This is a genomic window from Lacihabitans lacunae, from assembly GCF_042649125.1.
Lineage (GTDB): Bacteria > Bacteroidota > Bacteroidia > Cytophagales > Spirosomataceae > Leadbetterella > Leadbetterella lacunae.
Genome location: NZ_JBHRYQ010000001.1, coordinates 717,827 through 744,300, shown reverse-complemented (window position 1 = coordinate 744,300; position 26,474 = coordinate 717,827). Strand labels below are relative to the sequence as shown.

Here is a 26,474-nt window from a genome sequence, read left to right as displayed (position 1 = left end):
AAACCAAAGAGCTCTTTTCGTATAGCTTGTAATCAGTTTTGATTATTTCGCATTTTCAGGGTTTAACAAATCGTAGAATTGATCTAACTTAGGCATTAAGATAATTCTTGTTCTTCTGTTGATTGCTCTACCTTCTGAAGTATCATTTGAAGTAAGAGCGTTATACTCTCCTCTACCTGCAGCTATCAATTTGTTAGGATCCACACCAAACTTAGTTTGTAAGGTTCTAACTACCGCTGTAGCTCTTTTCACACTTAGATCCCAGTTGTCATCTAAACAATCAGTTTTGATAGAAACGTTATCAGTATAACCTTCAACCATCATTTCTAGATCTGGTCTAGATTGGATAATTTTAGCTACTTTTTCTAAAACTCCATAAGCTTTAGATGAGATTCTTGAGCTACCAGAAGTAAACAACATTTTGTCAGAAAGGTTAACCATAACGACAGTTTTGTCTACTTTGATTTCAATATCTGAATCATCTAAACCGTCTTTAAGAACAGTTTTAAGATTTACTGCCAAAGCAAGGTTCATTGAGTCAGTTTTAGACTTAGCTGCTTGTAACAAATTAATGTATTTGTCTTTTTTCTCAAGTTGAGACAAAGTTTTATTAATGTTGTCATTTGCTTGCTGAGTCAACACTGTTAAGCCACCCACTTGCTGCATTTGAGTATCTCTAACTTTTCTTAAGTCTTCGATTTGTGCCTTCATTCCAGCCAATTGCTCTTCTTTAGCTGCGTTAGCGGAAGCCATTTTTTGAGCCATTAGTTCTTTATCTTGCTCGCATGAAACAAGTTTATTTTTGAAATCATTAATAATTTCGCCTCTTTTTTCTAAGTCAGCTTTTGTAGCTGTAAGTTCTGTTTGAAGGCCAGCAAATTTCTTTTTCGATACACACGATGAAAAAGCTAATGCTACTAGGGATGAATAAATTAGTTTTTTGGTAAGGTTCATATACAATTGTTATTTTAGTTTCTAAACATGTAATAGTGCAAAATTAATACAAAAAAACTATCTATGACAATACAGATTAGGATATTTTGGATAAAAAGCACCCATTTCTGATAAAATTTGGCAATTCTACTGGTTTGTTATAAAAATACGCATGAGCAATACCAATAGGATTATTTTGAAGGTCAAAAATTTCGATTTTTTTTCTAATGTAAAGTGAATCCTTTTCAAAGTTTTGATAATAATCTTCATAAACATCTAGCACTTTAAACAGCGAAAGTGTATCATTTATTATAAAAACCTCTCCAAAAGTAAAATATTCCTCTCCTACTTCATTCGGTATTAAACCTGGATAGTCTTCAATCATGTAAAGTTTACCTTTTACCTTCGCTTCAGCGTAATAGGAAGAAAACTCGGCTAACTCGCTTCTGAAAGGATTTTTGCCATATTTTGACATCAAAGTGCCATAAACAAACAAATATTCAGAATCTTTCATTTGGAAAAAACATGCAGTGTTCTTTTTTCTACGTCATTTATCAGTCCCAAAATCTCTTCGTTTTTTTCTAATAAAAATCTAGATGCTTTTTTTAGTTGGAAGTGAGCCTCTTCCCACTGCTCGAGGTGATAGTGACAGTAAGCCTTGTAGGTGTATAAATCTAAAATTGTGCTGTCATATCTCAAGGCCATATCAAAACTTTTCAGGGCTTCTTCGTAGTTTTCAAAATAATAATGACATTTGCCTATATAAAGATGTAGATAGGCTGATTTAGGATACAAATTTAGTTTTTCTTTTAAATACACAAAAGCTTCTGCAACTCGCTCTTCTTTAAAAAGTGAGATACCTTGACTAAAGTTTTTTGTAGCCATATCTTCAGGAGTTTTGGTAAATGAGATATCTCCTATTAACCAAGCATGCAAAAAACTAGGAAAGAAAAATAATAGAATTTCCATTATTAAAGTGCTTCTAAGTCAGCTTTTAGTTTTTTTGTAAGTCCTTTTTTCACTATTTCATATGACTCAGTGATCAATTCTCTCACTAAGTCACTTTTAATATTTGATTCTAATCTAATAGAACTCCAGTGTAATTTATTTAGATGAAAGGCCCCAGTTATGGCATCATAATCTGCCCTTAATTCTACGTTTTTTTCGGGTGTATTTTTAACCGCGATACTCTGCGTTTCGGTGTCAAGTGGAAGAAATAAAAATATCTTGCCCATGACTTTGTACACCGCAGTAGTAGGCCCAAAGGGCATTTCTTCTGTGACGCCTTTAAAGCTTAGGCAAAAAATACGTATTTCTTCAATATTCATCCTCTAAAAAAAGCTCTATAAACTAAAACTCCAATACAAATCAAAAACATCACAATCGAAATTTTATTTATTCCGTGCATCATTCTTAAGTTAGAACTTGTCGGAAATTCGCCGTTTTTGTCTTTTTTAAATACCCTTACAAAATATTTAAAGACAGGACCTATTTTCAGAATCGAAATTAACCTTTCCATTATTATCTATATATTTATTTATTAAGCAAACTCTTCCATATTTTGTGGCTCAAACCACTTGCCGTCTTCTTTTATAAGTTCAATCAGTTGCTCCACAGCGTGGTCTGAGTGAACGGACCTTTTGACCACTTCTTGCCCTCTGTATAACGAAATTTTGTCTTTGCCAATTCCAACATAACCATAATCAGCATCCGCCATTTCTCCAGGACCATTTACAATGCAACCCATTATCCCAATTTTAACACCTTTGAGGTGATCCGTACGTTTTCTAATCATGGCTGTGGTCTCCTGCAAATCAAACAATGTTCTGCCACAAGATGGACAACTAATATATTCGGTTTTTGACATTCTGGTTCGTGCCGCCTGTAGTATTCCAAACGAAACCGAATTTACCGTTTTTATTTCCTCGGCTGACATTTCGTTTAAAGACAACATGATACCATCCCCAAATCCGTCTACATAGGCACCACCAAGGTCTGTGGCACTAAACAATTGAAAATCTTCAAGACTTAAACCCAAATATTTTTTATTTAAAACCACCGGGTTTGTAATCTTTTTTCCTTCTATTTCAAAATAAGCAGCTCTGAAGTCAGGCATAGCGTTTGGTCTTTCTGACTCTAGCAACACCACAACGTTAGGGTTTTTAATTATAAAGTTAAATGACTCGGTGTTTAACTCCGTTGTTTTTAAAGAAAGGAAATTTAAGTTTGGGTGAAGCTCATCAGTTTTACTAATATCAGAAATCAAGGGGAAAACATGCGTTTTGTTTTCAAGTATAAGCCATGCATCGTAATTTAATATTTCTTTTAAGCCATTTGGCAACATAAAAGGAATGGCTTTTGAACCCGAATAAATGTAGTCCACGCCGAGGTCATTCATTCTCCATTTGTCTGGCAATGGCAAATAAAAATGCCCTACTTCTCTTAAATCCTCAATTTTAACCTCTTCTTTCTTAGAAAAATCAGCTATAACTCGAGGAACATTTGTCCCTCCAAAAGTTTCTACTTCATTAGACTTTCTTTTTGAATATGAAAATGGATCTATCGGACAGCTTTCTATTTCATTGATCTTAAAATTCTTTGAATTTGGCAAATATCTAGAAATCAACTTTGCTGCCACTGGCCCTTCAAACTCAGGATCTTCGGTCAAACTTACCCTAACCGTATCGCCAAGGCCATCCTCTAACAAAGTACCGATACCCATCGCAGATTTTATTCTGCCGTCTTCGCCTTCTCCGGCTTCGGTCACACCCAAATGAAGTGGATATGGCTTTAAACCCTCTTCGTCTAGCCTTTTAACCAACAATCTATAGGCCTGGACCATCACTTGTGGATTTGACGATTTCATGCTCAACAGCACGTTAAAATAGTTTTCGTCTTCACAAATACGTAAAAATTCTAAGGCAGACTCTACCATTCCTTGTGGCGTATCTCCATATCGACTCAGGATTCTATCTGAAAGAGAACCGTGGTTTGTGCCGATTCGCATGGCAGTTCCGTATTCTTTACATATTTTGACCAAAGGCACAAATCTGTCTCTTATTCTATTTAATTCCGATTGGTAGCCTGCGTCTGAATAATCTATGGTTTCAAATCTCTTTTTGTCGGCGTAATTCCCCGGGTTGATTCTTACTTTTTCAACTATTCTGGCGGCGAGTTCAGCAGCGTTTGGCGTAAAATGAATGTCTGCTACTAAAGGTGTAGCATACCCTGCGGCTCTTAAACCATTTTTAATGTTCTCTAGATTTTGAGCTTCTTTTACGCTAGGTGCAGTAATTCTTACAATCTCACAGCCGCTCTCAATCATTCTGATAGATTGCCTGATCGACCCCTCGGTATCCATGGTGTCAACAGTGGTCATAGATTGCACCCGAATAGGAAAATCTGAACCTAAACCTAGGTCACCTATGTTTATTTGGTTGGTTTTCCTGCGTGAATACTCCGAAAAAGATTGACAATAAGATGGTTTAAATGACATATTGAGCGTAAAAGTTTTATTTACAAAAGTAAAGGTATTTTTTTTAAATCTTTCAGAATGAGAAATAGACTTTTGTAGATAACATTATTCTGCCGATTTGTGTTTAATTTTGCATGAAATTATGATAATAAAAGAAACATTAGAGAAAAGCACCCTTCCGGTAATGGAGGCATTTTATACATTACAAGGAGAAGGTTCACATAGCGGGCGAGCTGCATATTTTATCAGGCTTGGCGGCTGTGATGTGGGATGTGTATGGTGCGACGTGAAAGATTCGTGGGATGCAGACGCACATCCAAAGGTTTCGCTGGCTAAAATAATTGCTGATGCAGCAGAAAACCCGGCAAGACTTGCGGTAATAACGGGTGGTGAACCTCTAATGTACAACCTCGACGAGTTAACAGCTGGATTAAAAGCAGAAGGTTTTGAAACTAATATAGAGACTTCGGGGGCTCATCCACTGACAGGTCAATGGGATTGGATTTGTTTTTCTCCGAAAAAATTTAAAGAGCCGCTTCCTGAATTATATAAAAAGGCTCACGAGCTGAAGATCATTGTTTTTAACAAATCTGACTTTAAGTTTGCGGAGAAATTTGCGGAATTGGTAAATCCTGAGTGTAAGCTCTATTTACAAACCGAATGGGATAAACAAAAGGAAATGCTTCCATTAATCATTGATTATATAAAAGCAAATCCGAAATGGCGAATTAGTGTTCAAACGCACAAACACCTTAATATTCCTTAATCTTACAATTCTGATTTTATTTCTCTGATATTTTCTAAAAGTGACTCTAAATCAGACACTTTGGTATTTTGATTCATAAGCGAAACGCGTAAATATGTGTCGCCATTTAGTGTTGTAGATACAATATAAAACTCACCTTTTTCTAAAAGTTTACGCCTTATTGTTGCATTTATTTCGTTGCTATTTTCAGTTTTCATTCTGAAACAAACGATATTGGCTTCTGGCTCATGACCCAATTCAAAGTCATTCAATGACTTAATGAGGTTTGCAAATGTTTTTGCTAAGTCGTATAAATAATCAACATGTTCTTCAAAAATAAGATCGCCATGTGCCTTAATCATGCCGTAAACTTTTACAGACATCATTAATTTTGTGCATTCAAATGTTCGTTTTCCTGAATTAAACCAATCTTTCGACAAAGCATTATCCCATAAATATTGAGCTTTTTGATGAAAAGTGGCATAAGCATCAGAGCCTTTCTTAAAAACAACGGCCGTAATAAGTGCCGGAGCTAAAAGCATTTTATGCCAATCGATGATAATGGAATCGGCGAGAGCAACTCCTTTAAGCAAGGATTTATATTTACTAGAAAAAGCTACTGCACCACCATGAGCACCATCTATGTGAAACCACAAATTGTTTTTTTGAGCAAACTCTCCTATTTCTTGAAGATTGTCGTAGCTACCGGTAGAAGTAGAACAAGCACTTCCTATGATAGCGAAAACTCTAAAACCCTTAGCTGTTGCATCCTGATAATACTCCTCAAGTAGCTCAGTTTTTAATTTAAATCTATCATTAACCGGAATTTTTATAATCCCAGATTCTCCCAATCCCATTATTCTTGCCGCTCGGTCTACACAATAATGTGCTTCCTCTGAAACCATAATGGCGAGTTTTTCGGTAGTACCCTCTGACCAAACAGAGCTATATTTTGCTCGAGCAGCTAACAATGCCGTTAGATTTGCAAGGGTGCCTCCAGAAGTTAAAAATCCGTCGCTTTCGTCACCAAAGCCTAATTTTTCAGCTAAATATTTAGACAGCACCCGCTCTAAAGGATTATTTACCAATCCCATTTCATAAACCGCACCACCGTTATTAAGCAAGCCTGTAACTACACCCATCAAGGCAGCCACCGGCGATGGAGCCGAAACCTGATGCCCCATGTATTTGGGATGGTGCAAATGATTGGAACGCTTTATTGTTTCATTTACAAAATCCATTAAGCCGGTTTGGCCTTCGGCAAGGTCATTTTTCCAAAAATCATACGAATCTTCGGGTTCCACATAAGGAATAACCTCAGTAAGAGTGCCGTCTTCAATACTTTTTAGGTAATCTGCCAAGGCATCAATAATCTGGTGGCCTTGGGCTCTAAACTCTTCCGAATCGTAAATATTTTGCATCTATATATTTAAAAATCTTTTGATCTTGTCTTTTAACACTTGGTTGATTTTCTTATATGACTCGTGGGTCCAGCCTGCTATGTGGGGGGTTATTATTACTTTGGGGCTATTTATTAAGTATTCAAAATCAGAAATCTGTGTATCAGTTAATGCATTTATTTTTTCGTTTTCTAAAACGTCTAAAACCGCACCTTTGACTTTTCCTGACTCAATACCGTGTACCAAATCATTCAAAACCAAAAGTTCGCCGCGAGCTACATTGCACACATATATGTCTTTCTGAAATTTATTAAGAAACTCCGCATTAACCATTTTATTTGACTCCGAAGTCAACGGCAAGTGTAAACTGATAATATCTGCCTCCCTAAAGATCTCATCCATTGATGCCTCCGAAAATACGTGATTTCCGAAACCGTACCGATATTTATCATAAGCCAAAATCTTACATCCGAAAGCTGACAATCGCTCAGCAGTAGCCTGTCCATTGTTACCGAAACCTATGATTCCTACAGTTTTACCAAAAAGCTCCTCGCCCCTATTTTCTTCTCTTAACCAAAGCTTATTTTTAACCTCTTGATGCGATTTTTCTATGTTATTAAACAAACAAAGAATCATGCCAATTAAGTGCTCAGCTACCGCTACTCTGTTACCCTCATTGGCAGCAAAAATCTCAATATTCTGAGTTTTACAAGCTTCAATATCTATCAAATCTAAACCTGCACCTGCTCTACCAATAAACCTAAGTTTGGTAGCATGGCTCAAAAAAGACTTGTCTATTTTAAACTTACTTCTAATTATAAGCCCTTCATAATCAGAAACTTTATCTAAAACTTCTGTATATTCTATGTTTGGAAAATAGTCGACATGTAAGCCCAACTCTTCGGGCATTTGCACAATAGATTCATGCATTTCGTCTACAATCAATACTTTCATTTTTTACTTTCTTTTTATTAAAGCCATATAGAATCCATCAAAGCCTTCCACCGCTGGTGTTAGCCTTTGTTCTCTTACAAATTCAAAGTCTGGATTGTTTGAAATAAATTTCTGGACTTGATCTTCATTTTCTTCCGACAATACCGAACATGTGGCATAAACCATCTGTCCACCAGGCTTTAGCATCTTACTGTAATTTTGTAAAATTTCTTGCTGAACCACTTTTATTTCTTCAATAAACTCAGGTTGCAACTTCCATTTGGCGTCAGGATTTCTTTTCAAAACACCCAAGCCCGAACAAGGCACATCTAACAAAAGCCTATCAGCAGAATCATGCAAACGCTTAATCACTTTGGCGTCGATCAAGCGAGTCTCTATAGTATCGGCTCCGTTTCTTTTTGCACGCTTCTTAAGTTCTACAAGTTTATATTCTTCGATATCCATCGCAATGACTTTACCTTTGTTTTGCATGTACGATGCTATTTGTAAGGCTTTTCCGCCAGCACCGGCACAAGCGTCTACCACCCTTTGGCCAGGCGATACTTCTAAAAAGTCAACGATCATCTGACTTCCAGCATCTTGAACTTCAAATAACCCTTTTTTGAATTCTTCTAAACTAAACACATTATGTCTTTTCTCTAAAACCAACGCAGAAGGAACACCCGGTACTTTTTTAGTGTAAACGCCTTGCTTTTTCAATAGGTCGATGAGCTCATCTGCAGAAATCCGAAGTGTGTTTACACGCAAATATACATCTGCTTGCACGTGCATGGCTTCTACTTCTTCGTCCCAATTTATTCTAGTTTCTTTGCTGAGTTTTTCGTCCATCCAGTTTGTAAACGAGTACTTAAGCTTTCTATCTTTTTGGGCATCTTCGTATCGGTTCCAAATCCCGTTTACATCCGTATTTTTTGCAAAATGAAGGTTAGATATATCTTCATTTCTCAATACAAACCACGCCGCAAGAATATCTAAAAAGTGCCTTTCTTCGTTAACTTTTAGGTCGCCTAAGCCAGCACAATATTTTATCAAACGCCAGTTTCTTACAATTTCATAGGTGTTCTCAGCAATAAATGCACGGTCCTTTGCACCCCATTTTGGGTTGGATTTTAACACGCCAGATATAACTTTATCGGCTTTTTTGTTTTCGTTAAAAATCTCTTTGAGGGCTTTTAATACTCCTTCTACTACAGGAAAATACAATTTCCTTGATTCTTGGTTATGACCTTTTTGTTCGTTTTTTTTCATATTTCTTTTCTTAGTACAAATTTAGGAACTTGCATACAGTTATTTGAATGAAATCAGATTTATTCTTTTTTTATTTATTCATCAAAAAAATAAAATATCTATTTTTAATGTAAATTTGTAATTGTCACTAGATATATGCCCCAGTAAAAACCAAAAAAGAGTTATTAATGATTTCAAAAAAAGCAAAATACGCTCTAAAGGCTCTCACCCGATTAGCCTTAAACTTTGAGGAGAAAAAACCGATGCTTATCAGCGAAATAGCTGAGAAAGAGAATATTCCTAAAAAGTTTTTAGAAACGATTTTGCTTGAACTCAGAAATAACGGAATACTACACAGTCAAAAAGGTAAAGGGGGCGGATATTTATTGAGAACCTCCCCTGTAGAGGTTTCATTGGCTAAAGTAATTCGTGTAATAGATGGCCCAATAGCTCCCGTACTATGTGTTTCACTAAATTTTTATGGAAAGTGTGACGATTGCAACAGCGAAGAAAAGTGTAAAATTAGGCCATTTATGGCTAAACTAAGAGATGCCAATCTAGCAGTTTACGAAAACACAACTCTAGCTGACCTTGTTTTAGAAAATCAATTGTAACTTTTTACCAATTATAATATTACTCAACTATTTAAAATTTTAATTTATGGAAAATCTTAGACCTACTTTTTTGACTGTTTTATGTATTTTGACTTTTATTGGTAGCGGTTTTGGTATATATTCTGCCATCAGTAATTATACCCAAGCAGGCATGACTTCAGAACTAACCAAAGATGCAATGGAGCAGTCGAGAGACCAAATAGAAGAGTCAGCAGATGAAAAAAGTGCAGAAATAGTTAATAAAATGTTGGATTCTGTAGAAAGCAATTTAACCGAAGATAAAGTTAGAGATGGAGCCATAGCCTCGGGCATAGCGAATATCTTGACACTAGTAGGTGCTGTTTTAATGTGGGGATTAAACAAAAAAGGCTTTTACCTCTATTTAATCGGAGCATTGGTGAGTGTGATAGCACCTTTATTTATTTATGACGGTATATTAAGTGCCATCGCCTCAGCCGGTATCGGATTTTTTAGCATTATTTTCTGTGTTTTGTACTTTGTTAACTTGAAACACCTCAGATAAAATTTTTATTCTAACCTTATAGACATTTGAGAGCCTATTTAATTATAGGCTTTTTTTATTCTTAAAAATGGAAGAAACCAATACGTTAAGTATTAAAGAAGCTCTAGAAAAAGGCTTTAAATTTAAACCAACCCCTGGACAAGCAAGACTTTTCACGCTAATCGATGATTTTTTGTCGGACGAAGAAGAGCGTACCATATTTTTATTAAAAGGATTTGCTGGAACGGGTAAAACCACCTTCTTGGGCACTTTGCTTAAAACCCTCCCTAAGTTTGGCTGGAAACATCACTTGCTTGCTCCAACCGGTAGAGCGGCTAAAGTAATGTCTACGTATGGAGGCAAAAAAGCACAAACCATCCATAGAAAAATATATAAACAAAAGGAAGACAGTAACTCGGGCAACCTGATTTTTGAACGCCAACCAAACAAAGAAGAAGGAACTGTATATATTGTAGATGAGGCCTCTATGATCGCTGACTCACGAGATTTTGGTAGTAATGGCTTATTAAATGATTTAATAAATTTTGTTTTTGAGGGAGAAGAAAATAAAATAATCTTTATTGGAGACGAAGCCCAGTTGCCTCCCGTTTCTATGAACTTAAGTCCGGCATTAGACCTAGATCACCTTCAAAATCAGTATTATTCTAAAGTTTATACGCTGACGCTTACTGAGGTTATGCGACAAGCACAGGAGTCCGGAATATTGGAGAATGCCACCCAGCTCAGAACACAATTAACCGAAAAAGAACCTAAAATTTCACTTTTAACGAAAGGAAAAAAGGATTTCTTTAGAATGAGTAGCGAAAAAATTGAAGACGGGATACGCTATGCTTACGATAAATACGGGAGAGAAAACACGATAATTATCACGCGATCAAATAAAAATGCGGTCTTGTATAACCGCATGATTCGAAATCAAATTAACTATTCAGAATCTGAAATTGACACCAACGATTTGTTGATGGTCGTTAAAAACAACTATACTATTTTAGGCGAAGAATCTGAAGCGGGATTTATAGCAAATGGTGAATTTGTAGAAGTAAAACGAATAGGCAGAGAAGAAGAAATGCATGGCTTTAGGTTTCTTAATGTAACCCTTCAGCTGGTTGATTACCCCGAAGAACCACCTTTCGAATCGCTCATATTTTTAGATACACTTTATTCAAATGCTCCAAGTTTGAGTCAGGAACAAAATAAGCAATTGTATGATAGCGTTCAGCAAGATTATTATTGGGTAAAGTCAAAACGAGAACGCAAAAAGTTGATGAAAGAGGACAAATACTTGTCTGCCCTACAAGTTAAATTTGCCTATGCCCTCACCTGCCATAAAGCTCAGGGTGGGCAGTGGAATGCCGTTTTTATAGATTCCATCTATTTGCCAACCATGGAAATCGACCAAGATTTAGTAAGATGGCTATATACTGCTATTACTCGTGGGATAAGTGAAGTTTTTTTAATAAATTTCTATCCATTTTTTTTCGAAAATAAATAATACCATGTCAAAAAGCAAACTTACAAAGCACAGTGTATTTTCATCTGCGGGATCGCTAAACTATATTGGAAAAGCAATAACTGTAGATCCTACTATAAATTTAGTGACCTACAATGCTGAAACTTTAGACTCTGTGCCTTGTAGTAAAATAAGCGAACTTCCGGCTGTTTTTTCAGAGGAAATGGTAACTTGGATTGAAGTATCTGGTATTCATAAACCAAAAATGATAGAGAAACTCGGTATCAAATATGATTTTCACCCTCTTATGGTAGAGGATTTATTGAACACCACTCAAAAACCCAAAATTGAATATTTTCCGAAAAACAATCACCTTTTTATTATCCTAAAAGTACCCAACTATAACGAAACTACTAACGAGATTGAAAATGAACATATATGTATAGTTTTGGGGCAAAACTTTGTCATCAGTTTTCAGGAGCAAGACCATGTGGATGTTTTTTCTACAATTATTACGCGTCTAAACCGAGTAAATAGCAAAACCAAGGCTAGAGATTCGGATTATCTTTTTTATTCACTTATAGATATTGTGGTTGATAATTATTTCCAAGTAATAGATATCATTGAAGAAAAAGTGATGACACTTGAAAGAGAAATACTTAAAGAGGCTAAAAACATACATCAAAATAAAATCTTTTATTTAAAAAGAGAGCTTGCCTTTATTAGAAAGACCCTCAATCCCTTTAGGGACATTATTCAGAGTATATTGCGAGAAGACTACAACTATGTTTCGCAAGAAGTAAAAGTTTATTTTAGAGATGTTTTGGATCATGTTTTTGAAAACATCGACGCTACAGATACGCTTAGGGAAGACATTGAAAACCTGATGGTTAACTATCACTCACAGTTGAGTAACCGTATGAACGCAGTAATGAAAACCCTGACTGTTTTTACGGCTATTTTTATGCCACTGACATTTATTGTAGGTGTGTATGGCATGAATTTCGAAAACATGCCCGAATTACACAACCCCCACGGATATTTTGTCACCTTGGGGGTTATGTTTGTTTTGTGTATTACACTATGGGTTTATTTCAAATGGAAAAAATACATTTAACCCGTTAATCTCTGTTGCTCTTCGGCTACTCTCAGGATAAACTGCTATTCAAATTAAATTTAAGTGTCTGATTTATTGCAATTTAAGCCCTCAAAAGGAAGCTCTAATACATAAAACGGGTTTAAGCTTTTAACTCAGCCGTAAATCCCACTCTTTTAAGTTTTTGTATTACTTCGTCTGCAGTTACTTCTGTGGTTGCTACGGTTAAAATTTTATCTGGATTTGCAGTGTCTACCTCCCATTTTCCTTCTCCCACGAGTGTATCCATTGTTTTTTTAACAGATGCAATACACGACCCACAATTAATATTAGATTTAAACTCCATGATTATATTTTTTTAATTTTTAACAAAAGACTATTTCCTACTACACTTATTGAGCTAAACGCCATAGCAGCACTTGCTACCATTGGGTTCATCAAAAAGCCAGTAGAATTATATAACAAACCTGCGGCAATCGGAATTCCGATTACATTATAAATAAACGCCCAAAACAAATTCTCATTGATGGTTCTCGTTGTAGCTTTTGACAAAGTAATGGCTCTTTTTACCCTTCCCAAATCATTTCCCAAAATTGTAATATCCGCCAACTCTATTGCTACGTCAGCACCCTCGCTCATTGCTATCGAAACATCTGCCGCTGTAAATGCCAAAGTGTCGTTTATGCCATCACCCGACATGCCTACTTTTGCTCCTTTTTCTTTTAGCTTTTCTATATAAACAGCTTTGCTTTCAGGGAGCATCCCACCTTGATAATCCTCAATACCAAGCTCTAGAGCCAATTGTTTAACTGCTTTTTCATTATCTCCGGAAAGTAAATGTAAGTTTAAATGTTGCTCTTTTAACTCGTCCAAATGTGCTTTTACATTGCTTTTTAATTTATCTCCTAGTGAAAATAATGCAATTGTATTTTTATCATTTGCAAAAAATACCGTAGAATTCCCTTTTGACAACATATGTTCATATGCTTGTTGTACATCGCTATTTATTTCAATTTTATTTTCTATTAAAAGACTATTATTACCCAAAAAGTAGATTTGGTTATTGATAACAGCTTTTAAGCCTTTACCCGAAATATTCTCAATAGAAACATTTTTAACACTATTTTCTTCTGACAAAAAAACTGAAATAGCCTTTGAAAGTGGATGTGTAGATCCATTTACAATCGCACATAGAATAGATTTATTCCCCTCGTTTTCTTCTTTCCAAAATGTATCCATAACTTTAGGCTTACCTTCGGTCAAAGTACCCGTTTTATCAAAAACTAGGTCAGTAAGTTCACCCGCACGTTCTAAAGCATCGGCATTTTTAATCAATATTCCTGCCTGAGCACCTTTGCCTATTCCTACCATTAAGGCAGTTGGTGTAGCCAAACCCATAGCACAAGGACAAGCAACCACCAAAACCGTAATGAAACTCAGAAAAGCCATTTGAGAATTATCAAATGTAAACCTCCATATCAAAAAACTCAAAATAGCTACTCCGATCACAATTGGCACAAAAATACTTGAGATCTTATCTACCTTATTTTGTATTTGAGCTTTGCTTGAAAGTGCATCTTCTACTTTTTTTATAATGCTAGAAAGAAAAGTATTGTCGTGGTTTTTAGAAACCAAAACCTGTAGTAAGCCATCTTGGTTTACTGTTCCTGCAAATACGGAATCATTCAAAGTCTTGGTTTTAGGCAGTGGTTCTCCGTTAAGAAAACTCTCGTCTACACTTGAAGTACCGTGAATTATTTCTCCATCCAAGGGAATTTTCTCACCTGGCTTTATGAGGATTACCTCCCCAACGTTTACGTTTTCCACTGGAGTTAGAGTTTCTTTTTTTTCTTTGATTACAAAGACACTTTTAGCGGTCAAATCCATTAACTTTTTAATAGCATCCGAAGCCCGATACTTAGCTGAGTCTTCAAAATATTTCCCTAATAATATAAAGAAAACTACCAAACCAGCCGACTCAAAATAGATTTGGGCATGATTGCCATGTGAATGAAACACATGGGGAAACAAAATATTAACTACGCTAAAAACATAAGCAAAACCTGTGGATAGTGCCACCAATGTGTCCATATTGGCGTTTTTTTGCTTGAGTTGTTGCCACGCTCCTACGAAAAACTGCGACCCGAAATATAATAACAAAGGCGTACTCAGCGCCCACATGATATAATCAACATAAGGCACATTCATGAAAAACATACCCAAAACAAATAGTGGCACAGCCAATGCTCCAGCCCAAATCAAGTTAGTTTTTTGTTTTTTGAGCTGCTCCCTTTTCTTTTTATCAAAATCAAATGACTTGTCAATAACCAAGTCAAATCCAATTTCATTTAGCTTTTCTTTAAATATTTTGGGAGAAGTTAAACTCGGAAGATATTCTACAATTGCAGATTGTGTGGCATAATTAGCATCAGAAAATAAGACACCATCGGTATATTTTAAAACTGTAGACGCACTAACAGCACATGATGCACACGAAAAATTGAGTACTTTAAACTTAGATTTAACGGTATCAAACGCTATACCTTGGTTTTTTAATTCAGAAATGACTTCTGGTAATATCTCAGAAAGGTCATCAGAATCAATTACGAAACCATGTTTTGAAAATTGTACTTTACTTTTTTCAAATAAAGGAATTTCAGACAACAGTTCTATTTTATTTTCAGATATAGGTGACTCGAAAGAAATATGATATTGTGCCATAGCTTATAAAATAATAGTGCACAAAGGTAGGTTGAATATGAAATTTTACCTTATAAAAAACTCGATATTACTTATATTATTCACACGTTATAAGTCCTTTTGCGAGCAAATATGGCAAAACTATGTAGAGGGAAATACCCTTTATTAGGAAAAAGAAAAAACCAGCCCATCCTAACTTTTTGATGTAGTTTAGTATTTTCTCTTTTCTGGTCATTTAACTTAAAAGTGTTTGTTTACCTTTAAACCAAATCAAATTAAAAAGAGTTTTTAGATATTTGCTTTTTTCGGTATTGCTTAAGCAAAAGTCCATTAAGATACCGCGATATCACGGCCGAACCTGAGCCTAAAATAGCCCCAGCCAAAACATCAGAAGGGTAATGTGCACCTAAATGCAAACGCGAATACCCCACACCCACTGCATAAACTGCCGCAGGAGCAATCACTTGCCATTTTGGATAACTTAAAGATATAGATGTGGCTGCAGAAAAAGCCAATGAAGTTGAACCAGAAGGAAACGACGAACCAAGTTTGGTTTCGTAATGCTCAATTTCAGGATATGTTTGATAGGGCCTATTCCTATTCACTGATTTTTTTACAATATATCCGAGCGAATATGTTCCAAGCGTAGCCACAGCGGCATTCACACCCTGTTTTTTGAGATATGCATCGTTTTTGTAAAACCCAACGCCTAACAAGACTAAAGGTTCGCCAATGGCAACAAAATCAGAGGTATTAGACAGAAACTGAAAACTTTTATCGAGATTTTCGTTTCTGTGTGTGTTAATATATTTTAGGAAATTAATATCTGCATTTTTTAATTGACAATTTCCAGGGAATGCAAAGCAAATAAAAAATACAGATATAAAAAGACGCTTCATTCTTTTTAGTTTAAAAAACCTTCAGTTCGCATTGCAGCAATTAGTTTCTCTTTTAGTACAGGAGTACCCTTTACTAAAGGAAGCCTTACTCTTCCGTCGCTAATTCCTCTAATTTCACACACCATTTTAATACCTACAGGATTAGACTCGACATATAATAGATTGTCAAAATCTAAAAATCTATATTGAAGTTTGGCCGCTTTTTTAAAATCTCCGTTTAGTGCAGCCCATGTCATTTCACCAAACTCTTTTGGAAAGCCATTGGCAATTACCGAAATCACCCCTTGATATCCAACACTTACTTGCGGAGTTACAAGATTATCATCTCCAGAAAGCAATAAAAAGTCTTTCGGTGCTTTTTTGGCTAATTCCATGGCTTGCTCAAGACTACTCGTGGCGTCCTTAAGCCCCATAATATTAGGATGTTTGGCAAGTTCTAATACCGAAGAAACGGCAATAGATGAAACGGTTCTTCCTGGTACATTATAAAGCATAACCGGAACAGGACACGCATTAGCAATAGCCGTAAAATGAGCGATAATACCCGCTTGAGATGGCTTTACATAATATGGACAAACCGAAAGCAAAGCATCTACTCCTTCGAAATCCGTATTGGCTATTCTTTCTAAAACATCTTCGGTATTGTTTCCACCTATACCAAACACTATTGGAAGGTTCTTAGAGTTATTCTTTTTACAAAAATCTAAAATAGCAGTCTTCTCTTCTAGTGAAGTAGTTGCAGATTCACCAGTAGTGCCATTCACTACCAAATAATCAGTTCCATTTTCTGATACGAAATCTATAAGTTTTTTTAAACCCTCAAAATCTACTTTGTTATCAGATGTAAAAGGCGTAATTAACGCTACTCCAACTCCCCTAAGACGATGTTCCATGTATTGATTTTAAAATTGAAGGGCAAATTTAAGAAAAATGAGCCAAATTTATTTAATTCTTTCACAACTTAAATTTTCAAAGTAAAAGTTTCATTATTCTGGTTTCACATTTTCAAAATTCACACTTACTTTTTTTGGCAGAGATTTATGCAAACCTAATGTTTTTACTGACAAAAACTGACACCAAATTTCACTAATAAAACACCCTTTGTCAGGCAAACATGAAAAAATGTCAGTAAATGAATGCTTTTAGCTATTTGGCAAAAATCTTGTTCATTAGGGTTTCAGTTAATTAATTAAACTTTTAAAATTTAAATATCATTATGTCAGTAAACGTAAAACCTTTAGCAGACAGAGTTTTAGTGGAGGCAGCTCCAGCTGAAGAAAAAACTGCTTTTGGAATCATAATTCCAGATACCGCAAAAGAAAAACCTCAGAAAGGAACTGTAGTAGCAGTAGGACCTGGTAAAAAAGATGAGCCTATGACACTTAAAGTAGGTGATTCAGTTTTGTATGGCAAATATTCGGGTACTGAGCTTTCAGTAGAAGGAAAAGAATATTTGATCATGAGAGAGTCTGATATCTACGCAATTGTGTAAGGTTCTTTTTTAAGACAGATTTTAAATTTAAAAAACATTAAAAAAAATGGCAAAACAGATTATTTTTGATACCGACGCTAGAGACAAACTAAAAAGAGGTATCGACACTTTAGCAAATGCTGTAAAAGTAACTTTAGGACCAAAAGGTCGTAACGTAATCATCGATAAAAAATTCGGTTCACCTTCTATCACTAAAGATGGTGTTTCTGTAGCAAAAGAAATCGAATTAGCTGACGCCGTAGAAAATATGGGTGCTCAGTTGGTTAAAGAAGTAGCTTCTAAAACTGCTGATCAAGCAGGTGACGGTACTACTACTGCAACTGTATTGGCTCAGGCTATCTATACTATCGGTGCTAAAAACGTAGCTGCAGGTGCTAACCCAATGGACCTTAAAAGAGGTATTGACAAGGCAGTTTCGGCTGTTGTGAAAGAACTTCACGCTCAATCAAAGTCTATCACTACTTCTAAAGAAATCACGCAGGTGGCTTCTATCTCGGCAAACAACGACCACGAAATCGGTCAAATGATAGCTGACGCAATGGATAAAGTAGGTAAAGAAGGTGTTATCACAGTAGAAGAAGCTCGTGGTACTGAAACTGAAGTTAAGACTGTAGAAGGTATGCAGTTTGACAGAGGTTACCTTTCTCCATATTTTGTAACTAACATGGAAAAAATGGAAGCTGATTTAGAGCGTCCGTTTATTTTGATTTCAGAGAAGAAAGTTTCTTCAATGAAAGAGTTACTTCCTGTTTTAGAGCAAGTAGCTCAAACGGGGCGTCCTTTGATGATCATCGCTGAAGATGTAGACGGTGAGGCTTTAGCTACCTTGGTAGTTAACAAAATCAGAGGTGCTCTGAAAGTATGTGCGGTTAAAGCTCCAGGTTTTGGAGACCGTCGTAAAGCTATGCTTGAAGACATCGCGGTACTTACAGGTGGTACAGTTATTTCAGAAGAAAGAGGATTTAAACTTGAGAACGTAGAAATCACAATGTTAGGTCAGTGTGAGAAAGCTTTGGTAGACAAAGACAACACTACGATTATCAACGGTGAAGGTTCTGACGAAGAAATAAAAGGAAGAGTAAGCCAAATCAAATCTCAGATTGAAGCTACTACTTCTGATTACGACAGAGAAAAACTTCAAGAGCGTTTAGCTAAACTTTCTGGTGGTGTGGCTATCATTTATATTGGTGCTGCTACAGAAGTAGAAATGAAAGAGAAAAAAGACAGAGTTGACGATGCACTTCACGCAACTCGTGCTGCAGTTGAAGAAGGTATTGTAGCTGGTGGTGGTGTAGCCCTTATCAGAGCTCAGTCAGTTCTTGAATCTTTAGAAGTTCACAACGCAGATGAGAAAACTGGTGTTGCTATCATCAGAAATGCAATCGAGGCTCCATTGAGAACTATCGTTGCTAACGCTGGTGGCGAAGGTTCAGTAGTGGTTCAAGAAGTAAAAGGTGGCAAAGGAGCTTATGGCTACAATGCCCGTGATAACAGATATGAAGATATGATTGCAGCGGGTATTATTGACCCTACTAAAGTTACGCGTTTAGCTTTAGAAAACGCGGCATCTATCGCTGGTTTATTATTAACTACTGAAGCTGTAGTTTCTGATATTCCAGAAGAAAAAGGTGACGCTCCTCACATGCATGGAGGCGGCGGCGGAATGGGTGGAATGATGTAATTTTATACCGCTTAATATTCGAAAGAGCTCAAGTTTTTTACTTGAGCTCTTTTTTTTAGCACAATTTTTGCAGAATAAATATTACTCATAACAAAATACAATGCCAAAAATCGCAATTCTGTTAATTCTTTTACTTTTTTTAGGATGTGAATCCAAAAAAGACCTAAGCTTAGGTATAGAGGGCTACGTACCACCCAAAACATCGTGTAAGATTATTCAAAATGCAAGATCGGATGGGCAAAACTATATCTACACATTCTTACCCACTGGTTTACAAAACATTCAAGGGTTTAATGACTTTGATACCTTTCAGTATGAAAATGGTAAAATAGTTAGTGCTTTTCATGCTAGTAATAAAAATGCCATGATTTATTTTGGATACGACTCAAAAGGGCTTTTAAGCAAAATAACTTTTGAAGGAAAAGATAGTCAAGGTCGTTTTTTTAGTTACCCAACCACTATTACAAGAAACAACATTGATAAAATTGATAAATTAATTTTGACTTGGCCCACTTTTGATGGTAAGGTAGAGACCAAATTTACCTATGACATAAATGGAAACATTAGAACCATTTCGGCTTTTTTAGATTACGAATGGAAAACCATATTAGAAAACACCGAATATGACGATAAAACTTCTCCCTACAAAAATCAAGATTTAGGTCAAATATTAAGCTATTATATGATTTATTCAATCCTTTCGGGAGGGAACAATTTCACCTATTATATTAATACCAATAACGTAAAAGCCTCTACAGTATACGAGGGTACAAAGAAAATTACGTACGCATTTGACTATGTATATAACACGAACGGTTACCCAACCGAAATGTCGTACACAAAGACCACAAATAATCGCCCTACCCAGTTTTATGAAAAATTTTCTTATGATTGTGACAAGTAAAAACATCAAAATAAGCCACTTAGTTTTTTAATATATTTTATTTAGAAAAGAATTTATTTTCAATGAATAATTATTTCTAACTTTGTATCCCGTAATCAATATTTAAAGACAATGTCGTTGAGCGGGAAGCAAAAGAAAACTAAATACATTTTTGTTACAGGAGGAGTAACATCATCATTAGGCAAAGGCATTATTGCCTCATCATTAGCCAAACTACTGCAGTCTAGAGGCTTATCAGTCACAATTCAAAAATTAGACCCTTATCTAAACGTTGACCCAGGCACACTTAACCCATACGAGCATGGAGAGTGTTACGTAACCGACGATGGAGCAGAAACAGACCTAGACTTAGGTCACTATGAGCGTTTTTTAAATGTTCAAACTTCCCAAGCAAATAACGTAACTACTGGTAGAATTTACTATAACGTACTCAACAAAGAGCGTCGTGGTGATTTCTTAGGTAAAACAGTTCAAGTGATTCCTCACATCACTGACGAAATCAAAAGACATATCTTACTTCTGGGCTCAACTGGCAAATATGACATCATCATTACCGAAATCGGTGGTTGTGTTGGAGATATTGAATCTCTTCCTTTTTTGGAGGCTGTTAGACAGCTCAAATGGGAGTTGGGAGACAACAACATGCTAACAATCCACCTAACACTTATTCCTTATCTAAAGTCAGCTGAGGAGCTTAAAACTAAGCCTACGCAACACTCTGTGAAGCAGCTGCAAGAGTCAGGACTTCAACCAGATATTTTGGTTTGTAGAACTGAGCATCATTTACCTCAAGATATCCGTAAAAAAATCGCACTGTTCTGTAACGTAGATACCAAGTCTGTTATAGAAGCTATAGATGCTAAGACCATTTATGATGTGCCTATTTTAATGAGAAAAGAAAAACTTGATCAGCGAGTGTTGTATATGCTAGACATATACAACGACAAAGACTCTGACATGAGCAAGTGGGAGGATTTCTTGAAAAGACACAAAAACCCAGAGCATACAGTTAAAATTGGTTTAATAGGAAAGTATGTAGAGCTTAAAGACGCATATAAATCTATAATAGAATCGTTTATTCATGCTGGTGCCGAAAATAAATGTAAAGTTGAGTTAGTTTGGATACATTCGGAATCGCTTGATGCTGAAAAAGTCGAAGAAAGTTTATCCGGATTACATGGAGTTTTGGTGGCTCCAGGTTTTGGCGAAAGAGGAATAGAAGGTAAAATAGCGGCCGTAAAATACGTAAGAGAAAATAATATTCCGTTTTTTGGAATTTGTCTTGGAATGCAAATGGCAGTTATTGAATTTGCAAGAAACGTAATCGGCTGGCCAAGTGCCCACTCTACCGAAATGGAAAAAACCACGGAGTATCCGGTTATTGACCTTATGGCTGACCAGCAAAACGTAGAAAACAAAGGTGGAACCATGCGTTTGGGTGCTTATAACTGTAAACTTGCTGAAAAATCATTGGCCAAGAAAATTTACGGTAAATCTAAAATATCGGAGCGTCACCGTCACAGATGGGAGTTTAACAACAAGTTTAGAAAAGATTACGAAACTAACGGAATGACTATCGGGGGCACAAACCCAGAAAATGATTTAGTTGAAATAATAGAAATAGATTCTCATCCTTTTTTTATAGGGGTGCAGTTTCACCCTGAGCTAAAAAGTACGGTAATGCAGCCGCATCCTATTTTTATTAGCTTTGTAAAAGCAGCTATGGACTATTCAAAAAAATAATATGATGAACTTTAAGAGGTTATTAATTACAGAAAATTTAGACGGAACATTTACGAATCAAATCGTAGAAAGTACAACTGAGGATTTGCCAACTAATGACCTCTTAATTAAAGTTCATTACTCCTCGCTAAACTTTAAAGACGCACTATCTGCTACAGGCAACAAAGGCGTTACTAGAACTTACCCACACACTCCTGGCATAGATGCCGCTGGAGAAATCATAAGTTCAAATAGCTCAGAATTTAAACCCGGCGACAAAGTGATAGTTACCGGACATGACTTGGGCATGAATACCTCTGGAGGTTTTTCAGAATACATTTCTGTACCCGCCCATTGGGCTATTCCATTACCAGATGGACTCTCGCTTCACGAAAGCATGATAATAGGCACAGCAGGCCTGACAGCAGCCATGTGCATTGATAAGCTGCAAACCATCGGTGTAAAATCAGGGAAAGTAATAGTAAGTGGTGCTACCGGCGGAGTGGGAAGTATGGCCATAATGATGTTAAATCGTTTGGGATATGAACCCATTGCGTTTTCGAGAAAAGAAAGTTCGGTAGAATGGCTAAAAGAACTAGGGGCTACTGAGGTTATTCACAGCATGGCGGTAAACGAAAAAGTATTGTTAAAACCACTTTTTAGTGGGGGTATAGACACAGTAGGTGGAAATATTTTAAGTAACATCATCAAACAAATATTACCAAATGGTGGAGTTGCTAGTTGCGGAATGGCCCTATCTCCTAATTTCGATATAACAGTTTTTCCTTTTATTTTGAGAGGGATTAGTTTATTAGGTGTAGATTCAGCCGAAGCAACTGATAGTTGGAAAGCCAACCTTTGGTCTAAATTAGCAAATGAATGGAAACCGGAAAAACTTTCAGAAATTACAAAAACGGTTAGTTTAGAAGAACTGTGGCCAGAAATAGAAAAAATAAAAGCGGGTAAGCAACTTGGCCGAGTGGTGGTCAAACTAACTTAATTTACAAAAAAAATCTCTTTACTCTTATTGTTTTGATGCGAAAGCGTCCATTGATTGGTTAAAGTAGTTTCTATCATAGAACTTCCTGTTTTTCTGTAGACAGAAATTTGAAGACCCAATTTATCCCAAAATATTGCTTCCAGTTCGGTTACTTTCATATCGCCTGAAATCTTAAACCCTTCAGGTTTTCTTTTAGTAGAAATCTCAAAAAGCTTAAAATCTCTGTAGTCATGGCTATAGTCCACTCCTTTTTTAGACACTTCTATTTTTAAATAAGGAAACACCTCGGAAAACTCTCTCAAAAAGTTCGAAATCCGAATATCCTTATCTATTATTATTTCAGTTTTAACTATCATGTTCTCTATTAATAAGTCTCAAAATTGAACATTTTAGCTGTTTCTAACTATGACCTTCATCATCCAAGAAAAAAATAAACTGTTTTTAGTTTTAGATTCATACTTGTGATTCTGACTTTTATCATATTTTTGAATATTATTTTAAGATAATTTGCCATGAAGAATTATACAGACATTGATGAATATAAAAAAATATTAGTGGACAAAGACATTATTAACCAATTTGAAGCCATATTTAAATATGCAAATGAGGCCATCATTATTACAGACAACAGCAGTGTAATTCAAAAAATAAATCCTGCTGGCATAAAAATGTTTGGATATAATGAATATCAAGAAATAGAAAACCACCCCATAGAAGTACTAATTCCAAAAAGATATCATACCTCACATATTGGGCACAGAGAAAAATACCAAGAACACCCAAAAGCAAGAAGCATGGGTGTTAATTATGAGCTTTTTGGACAAAAAAAAGATGGTACCGAATTTCCGGTAGAAGTAAGTTTAAGTCCATTTAAAAATGAAAATGGAAGCTTTGTAGTATGCTTTGTGATAGACATAACGAATAGAAAAAAAGCGGAAGAGACAGAAAAAAATTATAGACACGAACTAGAAAAAGAGGTAGAAGAACGAACGCTAATTTTAAAAGAAGCTATACAGAAGTTAGAAAAAACCAAAGTGGAGTTGGACCAATCTCTTAAAAGAGAACAAGAGCTAAATTCCATGAAAACGAGGTTTATTTCTATAGCCTCTCATGAGTTCCGAACACCATTATCCACTGTACTGTCTTCATTATCATTGGTTGAAAAATATGGGAATCTAAATGAAACTGAAAAACGAGCCAAACATATAGACCGAATAAAAAAATCGATTCGAAACCTGACAGATATTTTAAATGACATATTGTCAGTAAACCGAATTGAGGAAGGTGCAGTAGTGGTAAACTTAGATAGTTTTAACCTAAAATATTTTGTAGAAGAACTTGTAAGCGAGCTAAATGGCATTTTGAAGTCAGGTCAACAAATATTACTCAAAGGGTTTGAGGACTTAAAATCAAATATTAATCAAGACCCGAAACTTGTAAGGCATATTCTTATAAATTTGCTCTCTAATGCAATCAAGTTTTCGCCAGAAGATAAAAATATCATAATTAAAGCAAGTAATTTTGAAAATGATGTGACTATCGAGATAATCGACCAAGGAATTGGAATTCCAGAAGAAGATCAAAAGAAACTTTTCACAAGGTTTTTTAGATGTACTAATGCTGAAAATATTCAAGGTACCGGTTTGGGTTTAAGTATAGTTTATCAATATTTGATTTTGCTTAAAGGAAAAATCAATTACACCAGTGAAGTAAAAAAAGGAAGTACATTTAAGGTGACGCTTCCAAAAAATAATTGAAAATGAAAAAAATACTTTTAATAGAAGACAATAGCGATATCAGAGAAAACACTACTGAAATATTAGAACTTGACGGTTACGAGGTTTTAACTGCTGAAAACGGCAAGATAGGTGTAGAAATGGCAACAAAACATAAGCCAGACCTCATAATTTGTGATATCATGATGCCGGTTTTAGATGGTTACGGGGTTCTCCATTTACTTTCGAAAAACCCAGAAACCGAGAATATTCCGTTTATATTTTTGACAGCAAAAGCAGACAGGAGCGATTTTAGAAAAGGCATGGAAATGGGGGCTGACGATTATATTACCAAGCCTTTTGATGACTTAGATTTACTAAATGCAATAGAAAGTAGATTTAAAAAAATAGAACTTTTAAAGAAAAAATATACTAAAAACATCGACGGACTTGATAATCTGGTTAGAGATGTTGGTGGCGACGAAGAGTTAAAACGACTAACCGAAAACAGAGAAAAAAGAGTTTATAAAAAGAAAACTGAGATTTTCAGAGAAGGAGATTTTCCGCTGTATTTATTTTACATCCAAAAAGGAAAAATAAAAACCTACAAAACTAACGAGGATGGCAAAGAGCTGATTATCAATCTTTATGGCGAAGGTGAATTTTTCGGTTATGTAAACCTAATGCAAAACCAAGGATATGTAGAGTCTGCGGCTTCTTTGGAAGACACCGAACTTATCCTAATTCCCAAATCTGACTTTTTTAAACTTTTACATCAAAACAGACAAGTATCTCAGATGTTTATTAAGATGCTATCTGAAAATATCAAAGAAAACGAAGACCAATTGCTAAAATTGGCCTACAATTCGGTTAGAAAAAGAGTTTCTGAGTGCCTACTTAAGTTTTTTGCTAGTGACGAAAACCCGGAATCGGCATTGAAAGTTAGCAGAGAAGATCTTTCTAATATGGCTGGAACATCAATAGAAACTGCGATAAGAACCTTGTCTGACTTTAAAGACGAAAAATTAATTGAGATTTCTTCAGGAAAAATAAAAATATTGGACCACAAAAAATTAAGTAGTCTTAAAAATTAAATGCGTTAGTTCCATAAAATCTTTATAATCTAAATTTTCAGCCCTTTTGTCTAAAAACGGATGAGTAAAATCAATCCCTAAAGGCTTAAGGGCATTTGAAAGTTTTTTACGTCTTTGATTAAATGCAGTTTTCACTACAGTTTTAAATTTCTTTGGGTCGCAGTTAAGACTTTTATCCGGATTCCTCACCAATCTAATTACTCCTGAGTCTACTTTCGGAGGTGGATCAAATGCCCCTGGAAGCACAGTAAAGCTATATTCGATATCGTAATAAGCCTGAAGTAATACACTTAATATACCGTAATCTTTGTTGCCCGGCTTTGAAGCCAACCTCACTCCTACTTCTTTTTGAACCATGCCAACCACCTCTCTAACCTGGTCTTTGTAATCCAAAACTCTGAAAAATATTTGAGAAGAAATATTATACGGGAAATTCCCGATTATGTCAAAAGTGTCATTTTCCGTTAATTCGAGTTTTTTCAAAACATCAAATTTCAAAAAGTCATCTGAAATAATATTGTCTTTTAATGTAGGAAAATGCTCTTTCAAATAAGCCACTGATTCCAAATCAATTTCTACTACTGAAAGGTCAATATCATCCCTTTCAATCAAATACTGCGTTAAAACTCCCATTCCAGGCCCAATCTCAAGTAACTTGGTGGTTTTTTGTTCATTTTTATACAAATCTACAATTCGTTTAGCGGCATCGAGATCTTTTAAAAAATGTTGTCCGAGATGTTTTTTGGCTCTTACTTTTTGCAAAACAATAAATTTTCTATTTCAAATATATTTTCAATGCCAAAATTACACATTTATTAGTTAGTTTTAGACATAATTTAGATACAATACT

General features: G+C 35.6%; 27 protein-coding genes. 12 read left to right on the top strand and 15 right to left on the bottom strand.

Features of this window, described 5'->3' with window-relative positions; all coding sequences use genetic code 11:
* Positions 1-42: 42 nt before the first annotated feature.
* From ACFOOI_RS03180 to ispG, 6 genes are all read right to left on the bottom strand, one after another.
* Positions 43-954, bottom strand: a complete 912-nt coding sequence (locus ACFOOI_RS03180; RefSeq protein ID WP_379834974.1) for an OmpA/MotB family protein — start codon at positions 952-954, stop codon at positions 43-45.
* Positions 955-1,030: 76 nt separating this feature from the next.
* Positions 1,031-1,447, bottom strand: coding sequence for a gamma-glutamylcyclotransferase family protein (locus ACFOOI_RS03175; protein ID WP_379834972.1), 417 nt, complete (start codon positions 1,445-1,447; stop codon positions 1,031-1,033).
* On the bottom strand, positions 1,444-1,902 hold the full coding sequence (locus tag ACFOOI_RS03170) for a tetratricopeptide repeat protein (RefSeq protein ID WP_379834970.1): 459 nt from the start codon (positions 1,900-1,902) through the stop codon (positions 1,444-1,446). Before ACFOOI_RS03170 ends, ACFOOI_RS03175 begins: the two co-directional genes overlap by 4 nt.
* A 2-nt stretch (positions 1,903-1,904) precedes the next feature.
* Positions 1,905-2,261, bottom strand: a complete 357-nt coding sequence (locus tag ACFOOI_RS03165) for an MmcQ/YjbR family DNA-binding protein (RefSeq protein ID WP_379834967.1) — start codon at positions 2,259-2,261, stop codon at positions 1,905-1,907.
* The gene (locus ACFOOI_RS03160; protein WP_379834965.1) at positions 2,258-2,452 is read right to left on the bottom strand and encodes a DUF6728 family protein; all 195 of its coding nucleotides are present in this window, start codon (positions 2,450-2,452) and stop codon (positions 2,258-2,260) included. The genes ACFOOI_RS03165 and ACFOOI_RS03160 overlap by 4 nt, the downstream gene beginning before the upstream one ends.
* A gap of 21 nt (positions 2,453-2,473) precedes the next feature.
* Positions 2,474-4,429 (bottom strand): (E)-4-hydroxy-3-methylbut-2-enyl-diphosphate synthase, encoded by a 1,956-nt coding sequence (gene ispG, locus ACFOOI_RS03155; RefSeq protein WP_379834963.1) that lies wholly within the window; start codon positions 4,427-4,429, stop codon positions 2,474-2,476.
* A 121-nt stretch (positions 4,430-4,550) separates the two neighbouring features.
* On the opposite strand from ispG, the gene ACFOOI_RS03150 reads away from it, so the two are divergent.
* Entirely contained in the window at positions 4,551-5,174 is a 624-nt protein-coding gene (locus tag ACFOOI_RS03150) for a 7-carboxy-7-deazaguanine synthase QueE (RefSeq protein ID WP_379834961.1), read from the top strand.
* A gap of 2 nt (positions 5,175-5,176) precedes the next feature.
* On the opposite strand, the gene ACFOOI_RS03145 is transcribed toward ACFOOI_RS03150, so the two are convergent.
* Genes ACFOOI_RS03145 through ACFOOI_RS03135 form a run of 3 tightly spaced genes read right to left on the bottom strand, consistent with a single transcriptional unit; the run spans position 5,177 to position 8,755 of the window.
* Entirely contained in the window at positions 5,177-6,574 is a 1,398-nt protein-coding gene (locus tag ACFOOI_RS03145) for a pyridoxal phosphate-dependent decarboxylase family protein (RefSeq protein ID WP_379834958.1), read from the bottom strand.
* Positions 6,575-7,507: an NAD(P)-dependent oxidoreductase gene (locus tag ACFOOI_RS03140; protein WP_379834956.1), complete on the bottom strand. Its 933-nt coding sequence runs from the start codon at positions 7,505-7,507 to the stop codon at positions 6,575-6,577.
* Between the two features lie 3 nt (positions 7,508-7,510).
* Positions 7,511-8,755, bottom strand: coding sequence for an RsmB/NOP family class I SAM-dependent RNA methyltransferase (locus tag ACFOOI_RS03135; protein WP_379834953.1), 1,245 nt, complete (start codon positions 8,753-8,755; stop codon positions 7,511-7,513).
* Between the two features lie 167 nt (positions 8,756-8,922).
* Here ACFOOI_RS03135 and ACFOOI_RS03130 point away from each other — a divergent pair, with 167 nt between their 5' ends.
* From ACFOOI_RS03130 to corA, 4 genes are all read left to right on the top strand, one after another.
* Positions 8,923-9,348, top strand: a complete 426-nt coding sequence (locus ACFOOI_RS03130) for an RrF2 family transcriptional regulator (RefSeq protein ID WP_379834951.1) — start codon at positions 8,923-8,925, stop codon at positions 9,346-9,348.
* 46 nt (positions 9,349-9,394) lie between these two features.
* On the top strand, positions 9,395-9,871 hold the full coding sequence (locus ACFOOI_RS03125) for a hypothetical protein (RefSeq protein ID WP_379834948.1): 477 nt from the start codon (positions 9,395-9,397) through the stop codon (positions 9,869-9,871).
* Between the two features lie 67 nt (positions 9,872-9,938).
* A complete protein-coding gene (locus ACFOOI_RS03120; protein WP_379834945.1) occupies positions 9,939-11,363 on the top strand; it encodes an ATP-dependent DNA helicase in 1,425 nt (474 codons plus the stop codon).
* Positions 11,364-11,367: 4 nt separating this feature from the next.
* Positions 11,368-12,438, top strand: a complete 1,071-nt coding sequence (gene corA, locus ACFOOI_RS03115; protein WP_379834942.1) for a magnesium/cobalt transporter CorA — start codon at positions 11,368-11,370, stop codon at positions 12,436-12,438.
* Positions 12,439-12,559: 121 nt separating this feature from the next.
* Here corA and ACFOOI_RS03110 read toward each other — a convergent pair whose 3' ends face one another.
* The 4 genes from ACFOOI_RS03110 to dapA all read right to left on the bottom strand — a co-directional run bounded on the left by ACFOOI_RS03110 (position 12,560) and on the right by dapA (position 16,909).
* Entirely contained in the window at positions 12,560-12,763 is a 204-nt protein-coding gene (locus tag ACFOOI_RS03110; RefSeq protein ID WP_379834940.1) for a heavy-metal-associated domain-containing protein, read from the bottom strand.
* A gap of 2 nt (positions 12,764-12,765) precedes the next feature.
* On the bottom strand, positions 12,766-15,138 hold the full coding sequence (locus ACFOOI_RS03105) for a heavy metal translocating P-type ATPase (protein WP_379834937.1): 2,373 nt from the start codon (positions 15,136-15,138) through the stop codon (positions 12,766-12,768).
* Positions 15,139-15,392: 254 nt separating this feature from the next.
* Entirely contained in the window at positions 15,393-16,016 is a 624-nt protein-coding gene (locus tag ACFOOI_RS03100) for a phosphatase PAP2 family protein (RefSeq protein WP_379834935.1), read from the bottom strand.
* A gap of 5 nt (positions 16,017-16,021) precedes the next feature.
* The gene (gene dapA / locus ACFOOI_RS03095) at positions 16,022-16,909 is read right to left on the bottom strand and encodes a 4-hydroxy-tetrahydrodipicolinate synthase (protein ID WP_379834933.1); all 888 of its coding nucleotides are present in this window, start codon (positions 16,907-16,909) and stop codon (positions 16,022-16,024) included.
* Between the two features lie 323 nt (positions 16,910-17,232).
* Between dapA and ACFOOI_RS03090 the strand changes: the two genes are divergently transcribed.
* The 5 genes from ACFOOI_RS03090 (at position 17,233) to ACFOOI_RS03070 (ending at position 22,815) form a co-directional block, all read left to right on the top strand.
* A complete protein-coding gene (locus ACFOOI_RS03090; RefSeq protein WP_379834931.1) occupies positions 17,233-17,508 on the top strand; it encodes a co-chaperone GroES in 276 nt (91 codons plus the stop codon).
* Between the two features lie 46 nt (positions 17,509-17,554).
* Complete coding sequence (gene groL / locus ACFOOI_RS03085) at positions 17,555-19,189, top strand: chaperonin GroEL (protein ID WP_379834929.1); 1,635 nt, start codon at positions 17,555-17,557, stop codon at positions 19,187-19,189.
* A 100-nt stretch (positions 19,190-19,289) separates the two neighbouring features.
* On the top strand, positions 19,290-20,093 hold the full coding sequence (locus ACFOOI_RS03080; RefSeq protein ID WP_379834927.1) for a hypothetical protein: 804 nt from the start codon (positions 19,290-19,292) through the stop codon (positions 20,091-20,093).
* A 111-nt stretch (positions 20,094-20,204) separates the two neighbouring features.
* Positions 20,205-21,836: a CTP synthase gene (locus tag ACFOOI_RS03075; protein ID WP_379834925.1), complete on the top strand. Its 1,632-nt coding sequence runs from the start codon at positions 20,205-20,207 to the stop codon at positions 21,834-21,836.
* A 1-nt stretch (position 21,837) separates the two neighbouring features.
* Positions 21,838-22,815: a YhdH/YhfP family quinone oxidoreductase gene (locus tag ACFOOI_RS03070; RefSeq protein ID WP_379834922.1), complete on the top strand. Its 978-nt coding sequence runs from the start codon at positions 21,838-21,840 to the stop codon at positions 22,813-22,815.
* On the opposite strand, the gene ACFOOI_RS03065 is transcribed toward ACFOOI_RS03070, so the two are convergent.
* Entirely contained in the window at positions 22,812-23,171 is a 360-nt protein-coding gene (locus tag ACFOOI_RS03065) for a hypothetical protein (RefSeq protein WP_379834919.1), read from the bottom strand. The genes ACFOOI_RS03070 and ACFOOI_RS03065 overlap by 4 nt on opposite strands.
* Positions 23,172-23,327: 156 nt before the next feature.
* Between ACFOOI_RS03065 and ACFOOI_RS03060 the strand changes: the two genes are divergently transcribed.
* Both ACFOOI_RS03060 and ACFOOI_RS03055 read left to right on the top strand, forming a co-directional pair.
* Positions 23,328-24,572, top strand: coding sequence for a PAS domain-containing sensor histidine kinase (locus tag ACFOOI_RS03060; RefSeq protein ID WP_379834917.1), 1,245 nt, complete (start codon positions 23,328-23,330; stop codon positions 24,570-24,572).
* A gap of 2 nt (positions 24,573-24,574) precedes the next feature.
* Positions 24,575-25,624 carry a response regulator gene (locus ACFOOI_RS03055; protein ID WP_379834915.1) on the top strand — a complete coding sequence of 350 codons (1,050 nt, stop codon included), beginning with the start codon at positions 24,575-24,577 and terminating at the stop codon, positions 25,622-25,624.
* Here ACFOOI_RS03055 and rsmA read toward each other — a convergent pair.
* The gene (gene rsmA / locus ACFOOI_RS03050; protein WP_379834912.1) at positions 25,604-26,386 is read right to left on the bottom strand and encodes a 16S rRNA (adenine(1518)-N(6)/adenine(1519)-N(6))-dimethyltransferase RsmA; all 783 of its coding nucleotides are present in this window, start codon (positions 26,384-26,386) and stop codon (positions 25,604-25,606) included. The two genes, ACFOOI_RS03055 and rsmA, sit on opposite strands and share 21 nt — an antisense overlap.
* Positions 26,387-26,474: the final 88 nt, after the last annotated feature.